Source organism: Acinetobacter lwoffii (assembly GCF_049367455.1).
Classification (GTDB): domain Bacteria; phylum Pseudomonadota; class Gammaproteobacteria; order Pseudomonadales; family Moraxellaceae; genus Acinetobacter; species Acinetobacter lwoffii_W.
This window is the reverse complement of the sequence record NZ_JBMPXW010000001.1, coordinates 1,599,211-1,620,346: the sequence shown is the minus strand read 5'-3', so window position 1 is coordinate 1,620,346 and position 21,136 is coordinate 1,599,211. Positions and strand designations below refer to the sequence as shown.

The window sequence follows — 21,136 nt, the reverse complement described above, 5'->3', positions numbered from 1 at the left end:
TTGCACCCTATTTTTAATTCATCAGATCATTATTCAGCCACTTGTGCTTGCACATTCGCAGAACAAACATTTGCAGCATTAATTTCACGCTGACTCACGTCTGATACAGCAGGTAAATTATCACGTTGAATACCGAGCGCAGGCAATAATTGTCCCATGCTATACAGTGTTTGGAATTGTGCAACTTTCAAGTCATATTGCGTAGTTACATAAGCACGGTTGGCTTGGAATGCTTCATTTTCCGAGTCTAAAACATCAAGTAATGTACGACGACCAATATCAAACTGATCGTTATATGCTTTTACAACTGAAGCCGATTCATCACGATGACGTTGTAACCATTCTAACTGGCTGCTGTAGTTATTCACATTGTTATAAGCCACAGTTGATGTTTGGCGAATATCGACACATGCTTTGTTTTTCAAATCATTAGATAATGAAACACGTGCATTGGCAGCATTCATGGCTGCTCTGTCTGCAAAACCATTAAATAGATTGTAGTTGAGTCTTAATTCAACTGCGCTATCTTGCCCGTATTTATCGTTATCGGGATTGCTACGCTCATCAAAACTATTACGGTTTTGATATAAACCTGTACGCGCTACAAACGAAAGTTTCGGGTACATATTGGCTTTAAATTCTTGAGCACTCGCACGCGCATATTGCATTTCACTTAACGCAGCTTTTAAGCTGTTGTTATTGTTATACGCAGAGGTAATCAATTCTTGTGTGTTGTTTGGCAGTGCCACATTCACACTTACTGGCGCAAGATTACTACTTGGCTCCACCCCAACAATTCGTGCAAAACGTGCAGATACATCATTTAAGTTGGCCTGTTCAGTCATCAAGTTGGTTTGAGCAAGTGATAAACGACCTGTGATTTGTGACAAATCTGCTCTATTACCTACACCCTGATTGGTACGTTGTAATACTTGATTATAAACACGTTGATGATTGGCAAAATTTCCTTCTGCCAAACCAACCAGTTCGCGATAACGCTGTACATCTAAATATGCTTGAGTTGCTTCAAGTGCTTTTTGTTCAATACCTGCATTCAAATCGTAATAACGTTTTAGTGCAGCATAATCGCCTTGTTCAACTTTGCTTTTAATACGAAAACCATCGAACAACACTTGCGTTAATGCAATTTCTGCCTGACCTTGATTGAACCAACCACGATCACCATCGAATTCACGGTTGCCTTTGCCGTACGCTGCATTCAAATCTAAGGACGGTAAATAGCCAGCGCGTGCTTGTTTTTGATTTGCTGTTGCTTCAAGGAAGCTAAACCATTGTGTTTGTATTTCTGGGTTATTTTCAATAGCAGTTTTGGTCACCGAGGTCAAATCTGCTGCAGATACTGTCATTGCAACTGCTGTAAATGCAACCATGCTCGCCATTTTGGTTAATGCTAATACTTTCACAGGTTTCCCCTTGTTTTAAATTTTTTAGGTTTTTTAAGATGCTACCATCTTATACATAAAGATTACTGAATACATTAGGGAGTGAGGTCACTCCCTAATTGAGATTTAGGTCTGGAAATTAGTTTTGGTAATCATATCGCTGATGTCGCTAAAGCTATGATTTTCGACAACGATATTGACACTTTGAGTCTGAGCAACATCATGAATGTTAATAGTATTACCAGTTACACTCACAAAGTCACTTAATGAGCCAGAAGTCCAACCTAGAGCATTTAGTAATGCTTTGGCATCAACTTTGTCTCCTTGAGCAAGGCTAAAGTCTTTGATAATGTCTGTAGATCCATCAGCATCATTGGTACCGTTGGTTACGAGATTACCTGTCGTAGTATTTAGCGATTTACCCCAAACAAAGGTATCTGCGCCTGTACCACCAAACAGAATATCATTTCCTGCTCCGCCGATTAAAATGTCATTACCACCTTGACCATACAAAATGTCATTACCCGCACCACCATCAAGCACGTCATTTCCGCCACGTGTTTCTGCTGTCGCATTAAAACGGCTGATGCCCGTTGTGGTATTCGATTCCGCTTTGATGTAGTTATACAAATCAATATCTTGCACACCTAAACCTGCGTTCACCAAGGTATAATCAGATGGACTGAGACTTAAATACTCTTTTAATGCTGCCATACCTGAACCTGCGGCATCTGGCTGATTGGCTGCATCCAAATTACGGCCTGTCCAGTCCAACCAATCCGTATTGATGGTATCGCCAAACATGACATCATTTCCATTACCACCAAACAGTTTGTCATTACCAACAGGCGTTGGGGTTGCAGATAACCCTCCTGCCTCTAAAGCATATTGGAATTGATCAGCAGTTAATACAACGTCGGGGTTACCACCAGATCCTGTCACAGTATCGGCACCTGCACTGGTATTTAATTGAACATTATCAATTCTCACAACATAGTTACTTGCACCAGTACCCGATTTATCTTCAACTTCAAACTGCAAACGGTATGTCCCTGCGAGCAAGATACCTGATTGCATAAAGAATCCAGTTGAAGTAGCATCTGTAGGAGCATGGTCGTTTGTTGTCACATTCGAACCCACTTCAACTGTTTCCCATACTCCACTGATTAGGCGTTGTAACTTCCATGTAAAGGTATCACCAGCAGCCCAATTGGCACGTCCATATTCAAATGATACAAAGGTACTGCTTCCTGTTACAGCAAAACTCGGACCTTGATACACCGCAGCTGTGCCATTCCCTTGTGTAGTATCAGACAGCAATAGTTTATTATAAATACTTCGCGTAGCTGCAGCCGCATCACCACTTGCGACCCAAGAAGCTGGCGCATTGTTACCTGAAGTGGAATTAAAATCAGCAATAGATGCCACTGTAGGTGCATTAGCCGTACCTACATCAACAGTAATATTACCTATCGAATCAGTATTATCAAACAATTGCAACCATGACTTAGTCACTGCATTACCAATACCAATTGCATGAACAGTACTTATATTCGCTAAACCCTTATTACCCGTCGTTAATTGGTAACCATGTTCAAAGGTAGATTTACCCTCACTAAGCTCTCTGACTGATGTCGCTGTGCCATCGCCATCGAGATTATGATTACCACTCGTATCTATATAACTTGTTGGGTTACCGTCAGTAATAAAGAAAGTTAAGTTTTTATAACCTGCAATTGCGGTACCATCTGCATTCGTTGATGCTTTATCAGTCGCATTGGTCGTGGCATTTGCGTCATTTGCTCCCGTTGTAACACCTTTAAACCATTTTTCTGCCTCATAAAATGCAGCTTCATAGTTAGTACCACCACCTGCAACCAAGCTATCAATTGCAGTGTTTATAGCAGACCAATCGCCATTGACTACATCTGCAATACTAATCGTTAAGCTAGTATTTACCAAACTTGCAAACTTAATCAATGCAATATTGATATGTCCACCATCTACTGTACCTGCTTTGGCGGCAAATGGTAAAACGGTATTTTGAATATACTGTTTTAAGCCATCTTTCAATAAATTCAAGCGTTCTTGGGAAGTGCCAGACCCTTGATCTAGATCAAATGCCATACTGCCCGATACATCGAGGATAAAGGCAATGTTATAGTTTGTACCTGGTACAAGCACAGTTTTAACACCACCGGCATCTCCGAGTAATACGTCATCACCATCTCCACCTATTAATGTATTGTCACCATTATTCACTGGAGAACCTGGTGTACCTGGTGCTTGAATAACATTCACGGTAATGGTTGTAAATGCATTATTACTAACGTTATCACCGATATCCGTAACATTCACTTTAACAATTCGATCTACCGTTGCATTTGGTGTATTGGCATCCGCTGCGAATGTAACAGCTTTAATTGCGCTTTCAAAAGCATCTAAAGTCGAACCATTTGGGTCAGTTGAAGTTAAAGTAATGATATTTCCGACCTTACTCGCCGTAATACCACTTGGCATTGTCCCGAAGTTAAATGCATCTCCAGTTTGTGCGTTAGTTAATTCAACAGTTGCACTCTTAATATGCTTAGTCGTTGCGTCTGTACCAACAGGAACATTTACATCCGTAACATTAGTGTCAATATCACTGATCGAAACAGCAAGACCCCCACCAACTGTATAGAATGTGCGGTAATCATAGCCTGTTTCACCAGAGCTATTATTCGCATCTAAATCAACCACTGGCGCAACATCATCATCAATAATTGATGTAGTTACGGTTCCAGTATTAATCGTGGCATTTGTCGGAGAACTCAGTGTAATTGTATAATTTTCTGAACTCTCGACTTTAAAGTCATTCAATATCGGAACAGTAATCGTTTTGCTAGTTTCTCCTACAGCAAACGTTAATGTTCCTGATGTGCTAGTGTAGTCTGTTCCTGACGTTGCCGTACCATTCGCTGTACCATAATTAACCGTTACAGGTAGGCTTGTATTTCCTGTCAAAGTAACCGTATATGTAGCCGTACCTGCTGTTTCATTAATGGTTGCTGGTCCAGTGATGTTAAGAACAGGTGCTGGATCGTTATCCACGATCGTACCTACACCGGTCGCACTTGTATTCGCTGTGCTGCCACTGGTCACGGTCGCAGTCAGGTTGAAGGTTTCGTTCGCTTCATCGATGTTGTCATCGGTCACTGCAACGCGGACTTGTACTGAGGTTTGTCCTGCTGCGAAAGTGATTCCGCCAGCTGGAACGGCCACCCAGCTCGTGCCGTTGTTGTATTGCAATGCCGTGCCGGTATCGGTGCCCACAATCGCTGTGCCATTGCTCAAGGTTGGGTTAAATACGATCGGACCTGAACTTGGATTGCTGAGGCTAACCGTAAATACTTCATACGCATCGGTGCCTTCGGTTGCCGTCACGTTGTTGACTGAAATTGTTGGGACGGCATCGTCATTGCTGATGGTGCCGGTACCGGTTGAACCGCCGATGGTTAAGGTCGTGGTTTCGTCTGCCTCGAAGATGTTGTCTTGGGTCGTTGCATAGCCCACGGTGAAGCTGGTCACGCCTGCTGGTACCGTGATTTGTCCCGTGCCAGCATTGTAAGTCACGCCATTGCTAAACACCGCATTCGCCAATACGTCGTCGAAGTCAGTGCCTGCTGTGGCCGTGTTGCCAGTGAGGCTGATCGCATAGCTTTGTGCCGTGCTGGATGGGTTGCTCAAGTTCACTGTGTGAACCAGATCAGTGCCTTCTACTTGGCTGTCGTTACCCACGCTGATGGTTGGGACGGCATCGTCATTGCTGATGGTGCCGGTACCGGTTGAACCGCCGATGGTTAAGGTCGTGGTTTCGTCTGCCTCGAAGATGTTGTCTTGGGTCGTTGCATAGCCCACGGTGAAGCTGGTCACGCCTGCTGGTACCGTGATTTGTCCCGTGCCAGCATTGTAAGTCACGCCATTGCTAAACACCGCATTCGCCAATACGTCGTCGAAGTCAGTGCCTGCTGTGGCCGTGTTGCCAGTGAGGCTGATCGCATAGCTTTGTGCCGTGCTGGATGGGTTGCTCAAGTTCACTGTGTGAACCAGATCAGTGCCTTCTACTTGGCTGTCGTTACCCACGCTGATGGTTGGGACGGCATCGTCATTGCTGATGGTGCCGGTACCGGTTGAACCGCCGATGGTTAAGGTCGTGGTTTCGTCTGCCTCGAAGATGTTGTCTTGGGTCGTTGCATAGCCCACGGTGAAGCTGGTCACGCCTGCTGGTACCGTGATTTGTCCCGTGCCAGCATTGTAAGTCACGCCATTGCTAAACACCGCATTCGCCAATACGTCGTCGAAGTCAGTGCCTGCTGTGGCCGTGTTGCCAGTGAGGCTGATCGCATAGCTTTGTGCCGTGCTGGATGGGTTGCTCAAGTTCACTGTGTGAACCAGATCAGTGCCTTCTACTTGGCTGTCGTTACCCACGCTGATGGTTGGGACGGCATCGTCATTGCTGATGGTGCCGGTACCGGTTGAACCGCCGATGGTTAAGGTCGTGGTTTCGTCTGCCTCGAAGATGTTGTCTTGGGTCGTTGCATAGCCCACGGTGAAGCTGGTCACGCCTGCTGGTACCGTGATTTGTCCCGTGCCAGCATTGTAAGTCACGCCATTGCTAAACACCGCATTCGCCAATACGTCGTCGAAGTCAGTGCCTGCTGTGGCCGTGTTGCCAGTGAGGCTGATCGCATAGCTTTGTGCCGTGCTGGATGGGTTGCTCAAGTTCACTGTGTGAACCAGATCAGTGCCTTCTACTTGGCTGTCGTTACCCACGCTGATGGTTGGGACGGCATCGTCATTGCTGATGGTGCCGGTACCGGTTGAACCGCCGATGGTTAAGGTCGTGGTTTCGTCTGCCTCGAAGATGTTGTCTTGGGTCGTTGCATAGCCCACGGTGAAGCTGGTCACGCCTGCTGGTACCGTGATTTGTCCCGTGCCAGCATTGTAAGTCACGCCATTGCTAAACACCGCATTCGCCAATACGTCGTCGAAGTCAGTGCCTGCTGTGGCCGTGTTGCCAGTGAGGCTGATCGCATAGCTTTGTGCCGTGCTGGATGGGTTGCTCAAGTTCACTGTGTGAACCAGATCAGTGCCTTCTACTTGGCTGTCGTTACCCACGCTGATGGTTGGGACGGCATCGTCATTGCTGATGGTGCCGGTACCGGTTGAACCGCCGATGGTTAAGGTCGTGGTTTCGTCTGCCTCGAAGATGTTGTCTTGGGTCGTTGCATAGCCCACGGTGAAGCTGGTCACGCCTGCTGGTACCGTGATTTGTCCCGTGCCAGCATTGTAAGTCACGCCATTGCTAAACACCGCATTCGCCAATACGTCGTCGAAGTCAGTGCCTGCTGTGGCCGTGTTGCCAGTGAGGCTGATCGCATAGCTTTGTGCCGTGCTGGATGGGTTGCTCAAGTTCACTGTGTGAACCAGATCAGTGCCTTCCACTTGGCTGTCGTTACCCACGCTGATGGTTGGGACGGCATCGTCATTGCTGATGGTGCCGGTACCGGTTGAACCGCCGATGGTTAAGGTCGTGGTTTCGTCTGCCTCGAAGATGTTGTCTTGGGTCGTTGCATAGCCCACGGTGAAGCTGGTCACGCCTGCTGGTACCGTGATTTGTCCCGTGCCAGCATTGTAAGTCACGCCATTGCTAAACACCGCATTCGCCAATACGTCGTCGAAGTCAGTGCCTGCTGTGGCCGTGTTGCCAGTGAGGCTGATCGCATAGCTTTGTGCCGTGCTGGATGGGTTGCTCAAGTTCACTGTGTGAACCAGATCAGTGCCTTCTACTTGGCTGTCGTTACCCACGCTGATGGTTGGGACGGCATCGTCATTGCTGATGGTGCCGGTACCGGTTGAACCGCCGATGGTTAAGGTCGTGGTTTCGTCTGCCTCGAAGATGTTGTCTTGGGTCGTTGCATAGCCCACGGTGAAGCTGGTCACGCCTGCTGGTACCGTGATTTGTCCCGTGCCAGCATTGTAAGTCACGCCATTGCTAAACACCGCATTCGCCAATACGTCGTCGAAGTCAGTGCCTGCTGTGGCCGTGTTGCCAGTGAGGCTGATCGCATAGCTTTGTGCCGTGCTGGATGGGTTGCTCAAGTTCACTGTGTGAACCAGATCAGTGCCTTCTACTTGGCTGTCGTTACCCACGCTGATGGTTGGGACGGCATCGTCATTGCTGATGGTGCCGGTACCGGTTGAACCGCCGATGGTTAAGGTCGTGGTTTCGTCTGCCTCGAAGATGTTGTCTTGGGTCGTTGCATAGCCCACGGTGAAGCTGGTCACGCCTGCTGGTACCGTGATTTGTCCCGTGCCAGCATTGTAAGTCACGCCATTGCTAAACACCGCATTCGCCAATACGTCGTCGAAGTCAGTGCCTGCTGTGGCCGTGTTGCCAGTGAGGCTGATCGCATAGCTTTGTGCCGTGCTGGATGGGTTGCTCAAGTTCACTGTGTGAACCAGATCAGTGCCTTCTACTTGGCTGTCGTTACCCACGCTGATGGTTGGGACGGCATCGTCATTGCTGATGGTGCCGGTACCGGTTGAACCGCCGATGGTTAAGGTCGTGGTTTCGTCTGCCTCGAAGATGTTGTCTTGGGTCGTTGCATAGCCCACGGTGAAGCTGGTCACGCCTGCTGGTACCGTGATTTGTCCCGTGCCAGCATTGTAAGTCACGCCATTGCTAAACACCGCATTCGCCAATACGTCGTCGAAGTCAGTGCCTGCTGTGGCCGTGTTGCCAGTGAGGCTGATCGCATAGCTTTGTGCCGTGCTGGATGGGTTGCTCAAGTTCACTGTGTGAACCAGATCAGTGCCTTCTACTTGGCTGTCGTTACCCACGCTGATGGTTGGGACGGCATCGTCATTGCTGATGGTGCCGGTACCGGTTGAACCGCCGATGGTTAAGGTCGTGGTTTCGTCTGCCTCGAAGATGTTGTCTTGGGTCGTTGCATAGCCCACGGTGAAGCTGGTCACGCCTGCTGGTACCGTGATTTGTCCCGTGCCAGCATTGTAAGTCACGCCATTGCTAAACACCGCATTCGCCAATACGTCGTCGAAGTCAGTGCCTGCTGTGGCCGTGTTGCCAGTGAGGCTGATCGCATAGCTTTGTGCCGTGCTGGATGGGTTGCTCAAGTTCACTGTGTGAACCAGATCAGTGCCTTCTACTTGGCTGTCGTTACCCACGCTGATGGTTGGGACGGCATCGTCATTGCTGATGGTGCCGGTACCGGTTGAACCGCCGATGGTTAAGGTCGTGGTTTCGTCTGCCTCGAAGATGTTGTCTTGGGTCGTTGCATAGCCCACGGTGAAGCTGGTCACGCCTGCTGGTACCGTGATTTGTCCCGTGCCAGCATTGTAAGTCACGCCATTGCTAAACACCGCATTCGCCAATACGTCGTCGAAGTCAGTGCCTGCTGTGGCCGTGTTGCCAGTGAGGCTGATCGCATAGCTTTGTGCCGTGCTGGATGGGTTGCTCAAGTTCACTGTGTGAACCAGATCAGTGCCTTCCACTTGGCTGTCGTTACCCACGCTGATGGTTGGGACGGCATCGTCATTGCTGATGGTGCCGGTACCGGTTGAACCGCCGATGGTTAAGGTCGTGGTTTCGTCTGCCTCGAAGATGTTGTCTTGGGTCGTTGCATAGCCCACGGTGAAGCTGGTCACGCCTGCTGGTACCGTGATTTGTCCCGTGCCAGCATTGTAAGTCACGCCATTGCTAAACACCGCATTCGCCAATACGTCGTCGAAGTCAGTGCCTGCTGTGGCCGTGTTGCCAGTGAGGCTGATCGCATAGCTTTGTGCCGTGCTGGATGGGTTGCTCAAGTTCACTGTGTGAACCAGATCAGTGCCTTCCACTTGGCTGTCGTTACCCACGCTGATGGTTGGGACGGCATCGTCATTGCTGATGGTGCCGGTACCGGTTGAACCGCCGATGGTTAAGGTCGTGGTTTCGTCTGCCTCGAAGATGTTGTCTTGGGTCGTTGCATAGCCCACGGTGAAGCTGGTCACGCCTGCTGGTACCGTGATTTGTCCCGTGCCAGCATTGTAAGTCACGCCATTGCTAAACACCGCATTCGCCAATACGTCGTCGAAGTCAGTGCCTGCTGTGGCCGTGTTGCCAGTGAGGCTGATCGCATAGCTTTGTGCCGTGCTGGATGGGTTGCTCAAGTTCACTGTGTGAACCAGATCAGTGCCTTCTACTTGGCTGTCGTTACCCACGCTGATGGTTGGGACGGCATCGTCATTGCTGATGGTGCCGGTACCGGTTGAACCGCCGATGGTTAAGGTCGTGGTTTCGTCTGCCTCGAAGATGTTGTCTTGGGTCGTTGCATAGCCCACGGTGAAGCTGGTCACGCCTGCTGGTACCGTGATTTGTCCCGTGCCAGCATTGTAAGTCACGCCATTGCTAAACACCGCATTCGCCAATACGTCGTCGAAGTCAGTGCCTGCTGTGGCCGTGTTGCCAGTGAGGCTGATCGCATAGCTTTGTGCCGTGCTGGATGGGTTGCTCAAGTTCACTGTGTGAACCAGATCAGTGCCTTCTACTTGGCTGTCGTTACCCACGCTGATGGTTGGGACGGCATCGTCATTGCTGATGGTGCCGGTACCGGTTGAACCGCCGATGGTTAAGGTCGTGGTTTCGTCTGCCTCGAAGATGTTGTCTTGGGTCGTTGCATAGCCCACGGTGAAGCTGGTCACGCCTGCTGGTACCGTGATTTGTCCCGTGCCAGCATTGTAAGTCACGCCATTGCTAAACACCGCATTCGCCAATACGTCGTCGAAGTCAGTGCCTGCTGTGGCCGTGTTGCCAGTGAGGCTGATCGCATAGCTTTGTGCCGTGCTGGATGGGTTGCTCAAGTTCACTGTGTGAACCAGATCAGTGCCTTCTACTTGGCTGTCGTTACCCACGCTGATGGTTGGGACGGCATCAACGTTGATGGTTTCAGTCGCGCTTGAAGTGCCACCTTGGCCATCGCTGATGCTGTAGTTGAAGCTTTCTTGACCGCTAAAGCCTGTGTTCGGGGTGAAGGTAATGGTGCCTTGGGCATCAATGTTCACGATACCGTTCGGGGTGTTGATTTGTTGGGCGGTGCCCGGGGTCAAGGTCACGCCATTGATCGCGGTGATGGTCAATGGGTTGCCATCTGCATCGGTATCATTTGCCAATGGGTTTAAGGTCACTGGCGTGTTGAATGCGGTGTTGTACGTGTCATCGCTTGCAACAGGTGGTGTGTTCGGTGCTGCTGAAACGTTGATGGTTTCAGTCGCTGTTGAGCTGCCACCTTGGCCATCGCTGATGCTGTAGTTGAAGCTTTCTTGACCGCTAAAGCCTGTGTTCGGGGTGAAGGTAATGGTGCCTTGGGCATCAATGTTCACGATACCGTTCGGGGTGTTGATTTGTTGGGCGGTGCCCGGGGTCAAGGTCACGCCATTGATCGCGGTGATGGTCAATGGGTTGCCATCTGCATCGGTATCATTTGCCAATGGGTTTAAGGTCACTGGCGTGTTGAATGCGGTGTTGTACGTGTCATCGCTTGCAACAGGTGGTGTGTTCGGTGCTGCTGAAACGTTGATGGTTTCAGTTGCTGTTGAGCTGCCACCTTGGCCATCGCTGATGCTGTAGTTGAAGCTTTCTTGACCGCTAAAGCCTGTGTTCGGGGTGAAGGTAATGGTGCCTTGGGCATCAATGTTCACGATACCGTTCGGGGTGTTGATTTGTTGGGCGGTGCCCGGGGTCAAGGTCACGCCATTGATCGCGGTGATGGTCAATGGGTTGCCATCTGCATCGGTATCATTTGCCAATGGGTTTAAGGTCACTGGCGTGTTGTATGCGGTGTTGTACGTGTCATCGCTTGCAACAGGTGGTGTGTTTGGTGCTGCTGAAACGTTGATGGTTTCAGTTGCTGTTGAGCTGCCACCTTGGCCATCGCTGATGCTGTAGTTGAAGCTTTCTTGACCGCTAAAGCCTGTGTTCGGGGTGAAGGTAATGGTGCCTTGGGCATCAATGTTCACGATACCGTTCGGGGTGTTGATTTGTTGGGCGGTGCCCGGGGTCAAGGTCACGCCATTGATCGCGGTGATGGTCAATGGGTTGCCATCTGCATCGGTATCATTTGCCAATGGGTTTAAGGTCACTGGCGTGTTGAATGCGGTGTTGTACGTGTCATCGCTTGCAACAGGTGGTGTGTTTGGTGCTGCTGCAACGTTGATGGCTTCAGTTGCTGTTGAGCTGCCACCTTGGCCATCGCTGATGCTGTAGTTGAAGCTTTCTTGTCCAGTAAAGCCATTGTTCGGGGTGAAGGTAATGGTGCCTTGGGCATCAATGTTCACCACACCGTTCGGGGTGTTGATTTGTTGGGCGGTGCCCGGGGTCAAGGTCACACCATTGATCGCGGTGATGGTCAATGGGTTGCCATCTGCATCGCTGTCATTTGCCAATGGGTTGAGTGCCACTGGCGTGTTGAATGCGGTGTTGTACGTGTCATCGCTTGCGACAGGTGGCGTGTTTGGTGTAGGTGCAAATGGAGACAAAGGTGTCCAACTACCACCACCCAAACCATGCTCAAATGGTTTGATAACTGAAGATAATATTGGGTACTCAATTCCTAAAGGCGGAATATTATCTAACACTCGATTCAGCATTAACGGTTTTATACCGTCGGCGACAGATGTTTCGCCCACACGAGTAAGTTGAACAAAACGATGACCACCTTGAGTTACATCAGGATCGCCATCAAAGGACTCTCCCGCAATTTCAACATAATCTTTACCTTCTTTTTTAAATACGCGACCATCATCCAAACGAACAACATCATTTTGTTGTTCAGTGTCATTCATTTGCTGAAATGATTTTGCAAAATTTACAATTTTATCGATATCTGAATTTGATTCGCCCAATAAAGAACTCAGGCTAAAATTACCGCCATTATTCGTTAAATCTTTACCGTGTATTTCAACCACACGACCATTTGAAAGCTGCAATACGACATTGCTTTCTTCAGAAAGATGCAATACATCCTTTGCCTGAAGTTTTGCCCCTTTTTTTAGAATTAATTTTTTATTTGTATTGGAAAAGCGCCAAACATCACCGTCAACCGAGATTACTTTTACTGTTGTATTCATTTATAATTTTACCTCAATTTGAAAGTTTAGCCATATCAATTATTTATACTTGTATGGCAAAATTTACTTTAGCGCGGGCACGAAATTATCCTAGTTTAGTTAATTAATATACAATATTAGTGTTACAGTCCATATACATTTACCTTCTTAAGTTGGCATTTTTTTAACTAAAATTGTTACAAAGGCGCATTTATTTAACTTTATTTAAATTATTGGTATTGTCATTTTGATAAATCGTTTTACCTTGGGATTAGCTACTATGTTGAGTCGTTTCTTAATTATTTGCTTGAGTAATATCTGTATTTTTTCAACTTATGCAAACGCACGAGAACCGCACAGTCTACTTAGTATTTCAACTAATGATCAGAACAATTTGGCATTGTTAAATCAACCCAGCACATGGTCTTTAGATAATCTAAATAAAGCTGAATGGTCAGACAATCTTGAAAAAGGCTATCTTCCTGTTTACGCAAAGTTACAAGTCCTGTTGAGTCGCCACTATTCATCCTCAGGGGCGATTGATGGTTCATTGGGCTTAAATACTGTTAAAGCGATTTCAGCTTTTCAAATTATGAAGGGTCTAAGTGGTGATGGAATCTTAGACGCAAATACTTGGCATCTTTTAAATGAAGATACAACCCAACCAACATTTATTGAATACACGATTACTGCACAAGACTTGAAGGGGCCTTATGCTCAATCTATTCCTGTAGATTATGCTGAACAATCAAAGATGCGAGGTTTGTATTACACCCGTGTGACTGAGATGCTGGGCTAAAAGTTTCATATGGATGAATTGTTTTTACAAAAAATAAATTCAGGTGCAACTTTTAATAAAGTTGGTGAAAAGATTATTGTGGCAAATGTGAAAAACACGTTGCCAAAAAATATAAAAATGATTATCGCGCACAAAGGCTCAAAACAATTATATTTGCTTGATCAACAAAATAAGATGATTGCTTCTTTTCCTGCAACCATTGGTAGTGAAGATAATCCCTCACCATCTGGCACTCATGTGATTGGGAGCATTGTGCCAAATCCACACTACAGCTATAACCCTAAGAATTTTATTCAAGGCAAAAATCTTAAACCTCTTAGTTTACCGCCCGGACCGAATAATCCAGTTGGAAATATTTGGATTGGTTTATCTCGACCTTCTTTTGGAATTCATGGGACACCCAACCCCGCTTTAATTTCTAAAACAGCTTCGCATGGGTGTATTCGATTGACCAATTGGGACGCAAATAATTTATCTAAAATTGTTCGCAAAGGCATGACTGTCAGATTTTTGGAGTAGAAGCGGCTTTGTTGCACAAAGATTTGAAATGCAAAGCGCCCCTAATTGAGCCAAATTTAAGGCGTAACTTGGGTAAGTGGTCGACCTAATTCCGTAAATCTGTTGAGGACTGCTACACGTGCATGAATTTCATTCACCTGACTAGGAAAGCTTCTTGCCATTAATTTATCGCCTAATAATTTGATGCAATGCATCTTGGTTTCCACCAAACTGCGCCGATGATAGCCTGACCATTTTTTCCATAATGTCCTGCCTAAACGTTTAACTGTTCGAAGTAATTCATTTCGCTCTAGCGAGCTACTCTTTGTATCTTTCCATGGTTTCGCATTTTTTCTAGGTGGAATCACCGCATGTGCTTGCCGATCTGCAATGACCTGACGGCATTGCTTGGTGTCATAAGCTCCATCGGTATAAACAGAGTCAATCTGCTCATCTTGTGGAATCTGATTAAGTAAATCACCAAGCACCTGTGAATCACTGACATTATTGGTTGTAAGCTGAACTGCTCGTATTTGCAGGGTTTTAGCATCTATACCAATATGAAGTTTACGCCATTGGCGACGATATTCAGGTCCATGTTTCTTGCGTTTCCATTCGCCCTCACCTAGAAACTTCATGCCTGTAGAGTCTACGATGAGCAATATATTGCGCAAGGCAGCCCATCGCTACTTTTTTGGTAGCTGATTACAATATCAATATGCTTTTGTCTTCTACAAAGCGTGGTGTACGAATATCACTGATATTCGGGGCTGCTCATCCGCAAAGTTTAATCAGACTTTGCACAAAGCCAGTGACCATACGTAAAGACAGACGGAATAAGGATTTAATCATTAAGCAGCATTGGATGGCTGCGTCGGAGTAGGTTTGATTTCGCCCTTGTTTGCCTTTTGATGGCGCATACCATTGCGTAGCAGGATCAAACCAAATGGCAATATTTCCGCGACTCATGAGTGCTCGGTTATATGCGGGCCAATTGGTTGTGCGGTAGATTTTGTGTGTAGGCTTCTTCATTTGAAAATTATATCGCTGAAAAACCCTTTACAGATAGGTTTGTGCAACAAAGCCCTAAAAAGATTAAAAACACTATATATAGTGAAATTTACAATTTAATAACACAATATAGGGTGCGCAACCCTTGACTCTCCTATAAAAAATACGTGAATATTATAGCTTATTTTTCAGCCACTTGGCATAAATATGGGGAGACATCAGCATATGTCTATAAAAAAAAAAGCTATTAAAAGTCATCGTGTATCTTCAAAAAACTTACAATTAATGTGTTATCCAAAATGTATGCATGCCTACCAAATCTGGATTGCTCTATTTTTTCAGCTTAATGAGAAACAGCAAAACTATCACTTGAATTTAACTTTTAAACAGAATATCGAAATTCCTCTTCTGACAACAGACAAAGCTGATCACTATTTTTTTAGTAGTCATTTCAGCTGGATCTATGCTTATTTTTACAATAAGTATAAAACTGAATTTACGTTTAGAGCTTATGAAAAAAATAATTCCTACGAATTCACCATCATGGCTTTAAGCGAAGTAAAGGCATTACTATGTTCCGGATTACATCACTCAATTCATGGCTTAGATATCATCGCACATTGGCTAAATGAACAATACTTAGCCGCACATCTTCAGGAAGTTTTCGGTCAGGAAGTTCTAACTATCAATCATCTACGAGAATTATCAGGGCTGTCTAAATCCAAAAGTCCAGTAAGTCCTATTTCAAATTATGCTGGTCCACTTTCATTAGAAAAAATTCTGGCTGGAATATCATCATGAACGGATATAGTTACTTAGAAGATACTCAAGAATTAAAGCTTGAGCCGTTTCGAGAATTCTATCAAACACTAGCAGAAGCAAAGCTGGAAAATTATCAGGATTCTATCAAACTCAATGAGTTCATTAAACCTACTAAAATTATTGAACTTAACAATATTATAAATCAAAAACTTGTAGAACAATCAATCAGTGAATATCCTCTCGTTCATTATCTTATTGCAGTCATTAATACGCCTTCAGCATATCAAGCTAATGCCCTGAAATGGGCCATTTTTAATACTCGATGTATTGAATTGCTTGATAGCAAAGAACATGCAGCCACTGTAGCTAACCTCTGTAGACGTTTTCGTTTAGCCAGCAAAAAACAGGAATACCATTGGCTTTATAACTTATTACCACCTCTCCCTATTGAGTTGGAGGATCTTCTTAAGTTTTTAAATAAAGCTGAAACAGAGAATAGAGAGTTACTTAACCGCTCCACACCAAATTTAGATGAAAAACAAATTGGCCAGCTGGCAAATCTACGTGTCATCTATCAATATGTCTTTACTCAGTCTGAACGTTTAAAACGAAATCGCCAAAGCAGTTCAGGTGCCAAAGAAGCTCCTCAAACTGATGTTCAAAAGATATCAAGAATATCTCTCGATGATGAACAAACGTATCAGACTCATTTTGAACAAGGTACAGCTAAACAACCACGCGAAGATAAAACTATAGAAAAAGTTGAAGATCATAATTTTGAATTTAACTCACTAGAGCAATGTTCTATCACAGCTCAGATCAATAATCTCAAAAATCAAATTCTGCATCAAAACAAGAATGAGCTAATGAGCAAGCCGAATCCTCGGGTCTTCGATTTGCCTACCGCACAGTACATTATGCAAATTTTATTAGAACAGGCAGAAAACTCTCCAATTCATACCCTGCTTTTATTTTCAGTCCTCAGTCTTACTCATTATAAAGATCTGCCGGTATTTCAAAAAAATTTACGAGTCAGTACAAAAAACAAAGAAGTATCACTGCAACCCCAAAAATGTTTCTTTAAGCAAAGCTTTGAAGTCTCTAAATTCAAGGATTTTGTTTTAAGAAAACATCGGTTGAATACCGTGAATTCTTTTACGATTCCTCTGCCTCAATATTATCTGGAAAATCTAAGTCAGTTGAAAAAAATGGATGGTGTTGAGATTGATTCCAAGATACAGGAGTATTTACAAAAAATTAATAAAGGGCTGACCTTCCAGTTAACAACACAAAATCTTCCGCGCTTACTCAGTGATATTGCATTGAATGAACTTGAGTATGAACTGGAAAGCAAATTGCTTAATGGAGAAAGTGTTCAGCACTATATTCCATGCCATTACTCTTCAACACAAATCGTGGATATTATTAATATTTATACTCAAATTCTAACTTTGACTGTTCCTCAGCTGGAAACTGAATATCTTGAAGAATTCAGTAACCCGCATTCTTTTGGTAGTCAGCAGACACCTAATCTACCATTTGTTAAATCATTTTTTCACCAGCTTGACCAACGAGTGAGGGAACATCCGAATCCTTTTGAGACTTTAAAATATTATTCAATCTGGCTATGGCATATTTGCATGCTGATAACGTCAGCACGACCAAGTGAGTCCTTCCCGCCCAATCTAGATTATATTGACCTCGACAATCAATTGATGGCTGTTGCAGATAAAGAGCAGCGTTATTCGGGCACCATTGGACGATATCTACCGTTTAACGATTATCTTCGTGATGAAATACAGCATTACCTAAAATATTTAAAACACTTTCTCTACCTCACAAAAGCCTATCTGTCCAATGAACAAGTACAAGCAATCCATGAGGTCTTCGAGGGTGAACGCCCCTTTCTATTATTTTACGATCCACAAGGATATATCCGAAATTTAGAACTTTCTGATATTCAAAAATACTGTACAGAAATAGCCCTTCAGCGCAATTGGACCCGCCACTTTGCTCGTTATTTTTTTGCACAAGACTGCAATGAAGATGTAGTTAAAGGCATCTTTGGTCATGACGAAGCAATGCAGGGACTGTTTGACCGCTATTCAGCTTTTCAGGCGACTGATTACGATCAAATCAGAACAGCACAAGATAAGCTAATTGAAATATTAGAGCTTAAAAGTATGTCGACATTCAACGGGATCATGATTAAATGAGCAGACATCCACACTCCCTAAAACGACAAAAAAAACTTATAAAAAATAAGGAATTTCTTCTTAAATTATTTAGTGAGAAATGCCTAGAGCTTACACCTGAAAACTATTCCGATGTATATAGACAAGTCGATAATCAACTTTTGGAAAAGTACAAATCTAATACTCGTAGTCATAAAATGGCACGCTTAGAATTCGCGAAATATATCAAGCGTTTTAATCGTTTATCAAATCAAAACTACCCTATTCCTGCAACACCTGTTCGTCATGAAAGCCCCCCACCCCAACAAAATATTGAGACTTTAAAACATGGTAAAAGGGTGACTCAATTTGCCAAAAATTTGATTGCTCACTGGACAGAACATAATGACTTCAGTCCAACTCAATCCCTCGCTTTTTGTTTGATCAGCACAATATTATTTAATGGCATTTATAATGAGAACGAACTACAAAAGTTTTTAAAAATCATTTTAAAAACAAAGAAATTTCAAAGCTTTTCAAACCTAAATCATATTGTTTCACTTGAGATCCCGAACCGGCATTTCGGTAATCAGCGTATAAATAACCTGAATTTTTCAGTGAGCTATACAAAAACGTTTGTGTTAAACGATATTGTGAAATGCTGGATCTACAGACTAAAACATCAAAAATTTGATTTATTTTCAGATATTGATGACGCAGAACAAGTGATCAACACTTGCATCATCGAATGCTTTCCTGAGGAAAAGGTACGTTATAAAGACCTGTTAAAATATGGTTTTTACTACACACAGTTCCTAAAAAACAGTGGACTGGATCAAATGTCCATTTGTATCTTAAAAAATGAAATTTACAGTTCCAGTCCTCTCGAAAAACAATTAGCAGCTTATTTTATTCAGCCTGAACCCACGCCTACCCATACGATTCAGGAAGTTTATGAAAACCCTCAAGACCAGTCTAAAGTCACTATTGCATTAGATGTTGCCGATATTTTAGTAGAAATACGTCAAGCTATTCGTGCAAAAAACTATAGCGATCAACTCATAGAATTATATGCCAGAGAACAATCTTCAGCCTTGGAACGTTTGCTGCTGTGGAGCATTCTACGCTCAAAATTAACGGAACATCAACTGGACCTTCTCAATCATATTATTCAGCAGCAGCAACGATTTAAGCGCAAGCTTATACGTGCAGATTTTCAGCCGCTCAAGCAAAGTTCTCTGAAGACCATGTTTTCACAGTTTGCAGTCCATTGGCTGCAGGCAACGCAAGACAAAGATATTTCATCATTTTCAGATGCTGATTTTGAAGATCTGTATGGAGAAATGCTTTTATTAAAGAAAGAAACAACTAGAGCGACTTTACAAAAACGTCTACAGGAGTTTCATCACAAACAGACCTTATTCTTTAACGCACCCACTATCGATCTAGATAATTTAATCCAGGTAAAAATCTGCAGAACCGCATTGATCTCGCCCCATATTTTTCACCACATGCTAGAGCAGCTCGAAAATACTCAAGATATTTCGATTCAGGATAAAAATATATTTAAACTGATTTTTATTCTAGGATTCAGAGTCGGACTACGGATCAATGAAACATTGAATATCTTCGTACGTGATCTATTTATTAGTGAAGATGCTGTGATACTCACCATTCGCAACAATCGCAATAAAAATCAAAAAAGCTACTCAGCTTACCGCAAGATTCCCCTGCATCATCTACTTAAAGCCGACGAATTACATGCATTTAAAACATACAGTCAGAATAGAAAACGTCTGCTAAAAGAACAAGGAAAATTAGTTGCACACCCGCTGTTTTTAAAACAGTCCTTAGAAGAAACTCATGAAAATGAAGTGAATTCCCTATTGAAACAATTGATCCAGCCAGTTTTTGGAGAACACAATTTTACTTACCATAGTCTGCGCCATTCTGCATTTAATCATCTTTACCTGATTTTAAAAAACTCAACTCTTGCAGATGCATTTACTGACTATAGCCCACATGAGCAATTACGTATCCGTTATGCATTGTTGCGAAACAGAAATACTCAGCAAACCTGGTATGCACTTTCTCATTTTGCCGGGCACCTAACGCCTGAAACCACTTGTTCAAGCTATCTGCATTTAATGCATCTAGCAATTAGCTACCAGCTGAATCAAATGCACAGCCCGCTTCCTAAAGAAGCCTATTTTAACATTCTGAAACATGATGATGCCATTAAATATCCTGTTCAGCAGCGGGCGATCAAACAGTTTTTATTTCATCAACTCACTAAAGACCGTTACAGGCAACATGATCATCAATTTCAACTAGGTCAACAGAAATCGCCTGATTCACTGATGCTAGGAGCTCATGACTCAGAGATGACTTTTGAATTATTGCATCACATTCTTGCAGTAGAAAAAGAACAAGACCTTATGTTACCTGAAACTATTCCTTTGCAAATCGCGCAAAAATTACGTGCTAGAGCCCAGCATTTGAAAACCTCCTGTGTAAACCAAAAAAAATCATCGAGGTTATTTACCACAGATTTTTTAAGGAAAACTCCGAATGCATTGGTCACCATGTTGCCAACCAATCAGGAGGAAAAAAAGGTCATTCAACATGTTCAGGAGCGTTATGCAAATGTACAAAGTAAATACAAAAAACAGCTTCATACGATCTACTCAATTTATCTTGAAAAAGTTCAGCCCAATTCAGCCCAGTTAATTTTTGAACTGAATGAAAAACGGCAACTGAAGAAACTTCTTTCTTTTATTCATAGCTTATTTCCCAAAAAATATCTTCATTTAGAACTCTCTCAGCAGAGCAAAACAGAGCTCAAAAAGACATTACAGGATTTAACATTACGGGCAGAAAACTTCAGCCTGACTGAAAATGAAAGGCGAATTAAGTTCTGCTTCAAGGATAAAGATGCAAAAGCACTTGGGGTATTCAAGTTACTGATGTATCTGATGATAGTTTCTCATCTTTAATGCAAATTATTGGATAAGTTTGCCACGCATTCTTATTCGTGGTTTACCAGTCATTCCTGTAATGATTTAATATAGACTTCCAAGCGTGAGTGGTAAAATTAATCATCTTAAAGAGCAATAACTGTTTGTCCCACTAGCCAAATAATGTCTGTCCAAGTTAGCACAAAATTTAATGATCATTTAAACAAGAATTTGCAGTATTAGTTTACAATTCGAAGTGAATAAAAAGCATAAATTGCCGCAGCACAATGAAATTGAAGAAATATTTTCAGAATATGATGAATAAGTTGTGAATCGGTACCCAATAAGTTATCAGAAAAGATAAACCCCTGCCCAACCTCATTG

5 protein-coding genes and 2 pseudogenes are annotated in these 21,136 nt (G+C 43.9%); 4 read left to right on the top strand and 3 right to left on the bottom strand.

Going from position 1 to position 21,136, the window contains the following annotated elements; translation table 11 throughout:
- Positions 1-29: 29 nt before the first annotated feature.
- Both ACO1B7_RS07625 and ACO1B7_RS07620 read right to left on the bottom strand, forming a co-directional pair.
- Positions 30-1,424 carry a TolC family outer membrane protein gene (locus ACO1B7_RS07625; protein WP_195725428.1) on the bottom strand — a complete coding sequence of 465 codons (1,395 nt, stop codon included), beginning with the start codon at positions 1,422-1,424 and terminating at the stop codon, positions 30-32.
- 105 nt (positions 1,425-1,529) lie between these two features.
- On the bottom strand, positions 1,530-12,572 hold the full coding sequence (locus ACO1B7_RS07620) for a beta strand repeat-containing protein (protein WP_423089996.1): 11,043 nt from the start codon (positions 12,570-12,572) through the stop codon (positions 1,530-1,532).
- A 259-nt stretch (positions 12,573-12,831) separates the two neighbouring features.
- On the opposite strand from ACO1B7_RS07620, the pseudogene ACO1B7_RS07615 reads away from it, so the two are divergent.
- Positions 12,832-13,869 (top strand): annotated as a pseudogene (locus ACO1B7_RS07615) (L,D-transpeptidase family protein).
- Positions 13,870-13,925: 56 nt separating this feature from the next.
- Here ACO1B7_RS07615 and ACO1B7_RS07610 read toward each other — a convergent pair.
- Positions 13,926-14,880: pseudogene (locus ACO1B7_RS07610) on the bottom strand (IS5 family transposase).
- Between the two features lie 282 nt (positions 14,881-15,162).
- On the opposite strand from ACO1B7_RS07610, the gene ACO1B7_RS07605 reads away from it, so the two are divergent.
- From ACO1B7_RS07605 to ACO1B7_RS07595, 3 genes are read left to right on the top strand one after another with little or no spacing between them, the layout of a single operon-like run.
- Positions 15,163-15,660, top strand: coding sequence for a hypothetical protein (locus ACO1B7_RS07605; RefSeq protein WP_034435750.1), 498 nt, complete (start codon positions 15,163-15,165; stop codon positions 15,658-15,660).
- Positions 15,657-17,837, top strand: a complete 2,181-nt coding sequence (locus ACO1B7_RS07600) for a hypothetical protein (RefSeq protein WP_005249577.1) — start codon at positions 15,657-15,659, stop codon at positions 17,835-17,837. The genes ACO1B7_RS07605 and ACO1B7_RS07600 overlap by 4 nt, the downstream gene beginning before the upstream one ends.
- A complete protein-coding gene (locus ACO1B7_RS07595; protein WP_086266525.1) occupies positions 17,834-20,791 on the top strand; it encodes a site-specific integrase in 2,958 nt (985 codons plus the stop codon). Before ACO1B7_RS07600 ends, ACO1B7_RS07595 begins: the two co-directional genes overlap by 4 nt.
- The last annotated feature ends 345 nt before the right edge of the window (positions 20,792-21,136 follow it).

Excerpts from the sequence above, each read along its gene's own strand:
- ACO1B7_RS07620 (WP_423089996.1), bottom strand. The coding sequence starts at position 12,572 with ATGAATACAACAGTAAAAGTAATCTCGGTTGACGGTGATGTTTGGCGC.
- ACO1B7_RS07605 (WP_034435750.1), top strand. The coding sequence starts at position 15,163 with ATGCATGCCTACCAAATCTGGATTGCTCTATTTTTTCAGCTTAATGAG.
- ACO1B7_RS07600 (WP_005249577.1), top strand. The coding sequence starts at position 15,657 with ATGAACGGATATAGTTACTTAGAAGATACTCAAGAATTAAAGCTTGAG.
- ACO1B7_RS07595 (WP_086266525.1), top strand. The coding sequence starts at position 17,834 with ATGAGCAGACATCCACACTCCCTAAAACGACAAAAAAAACTTATAAAA.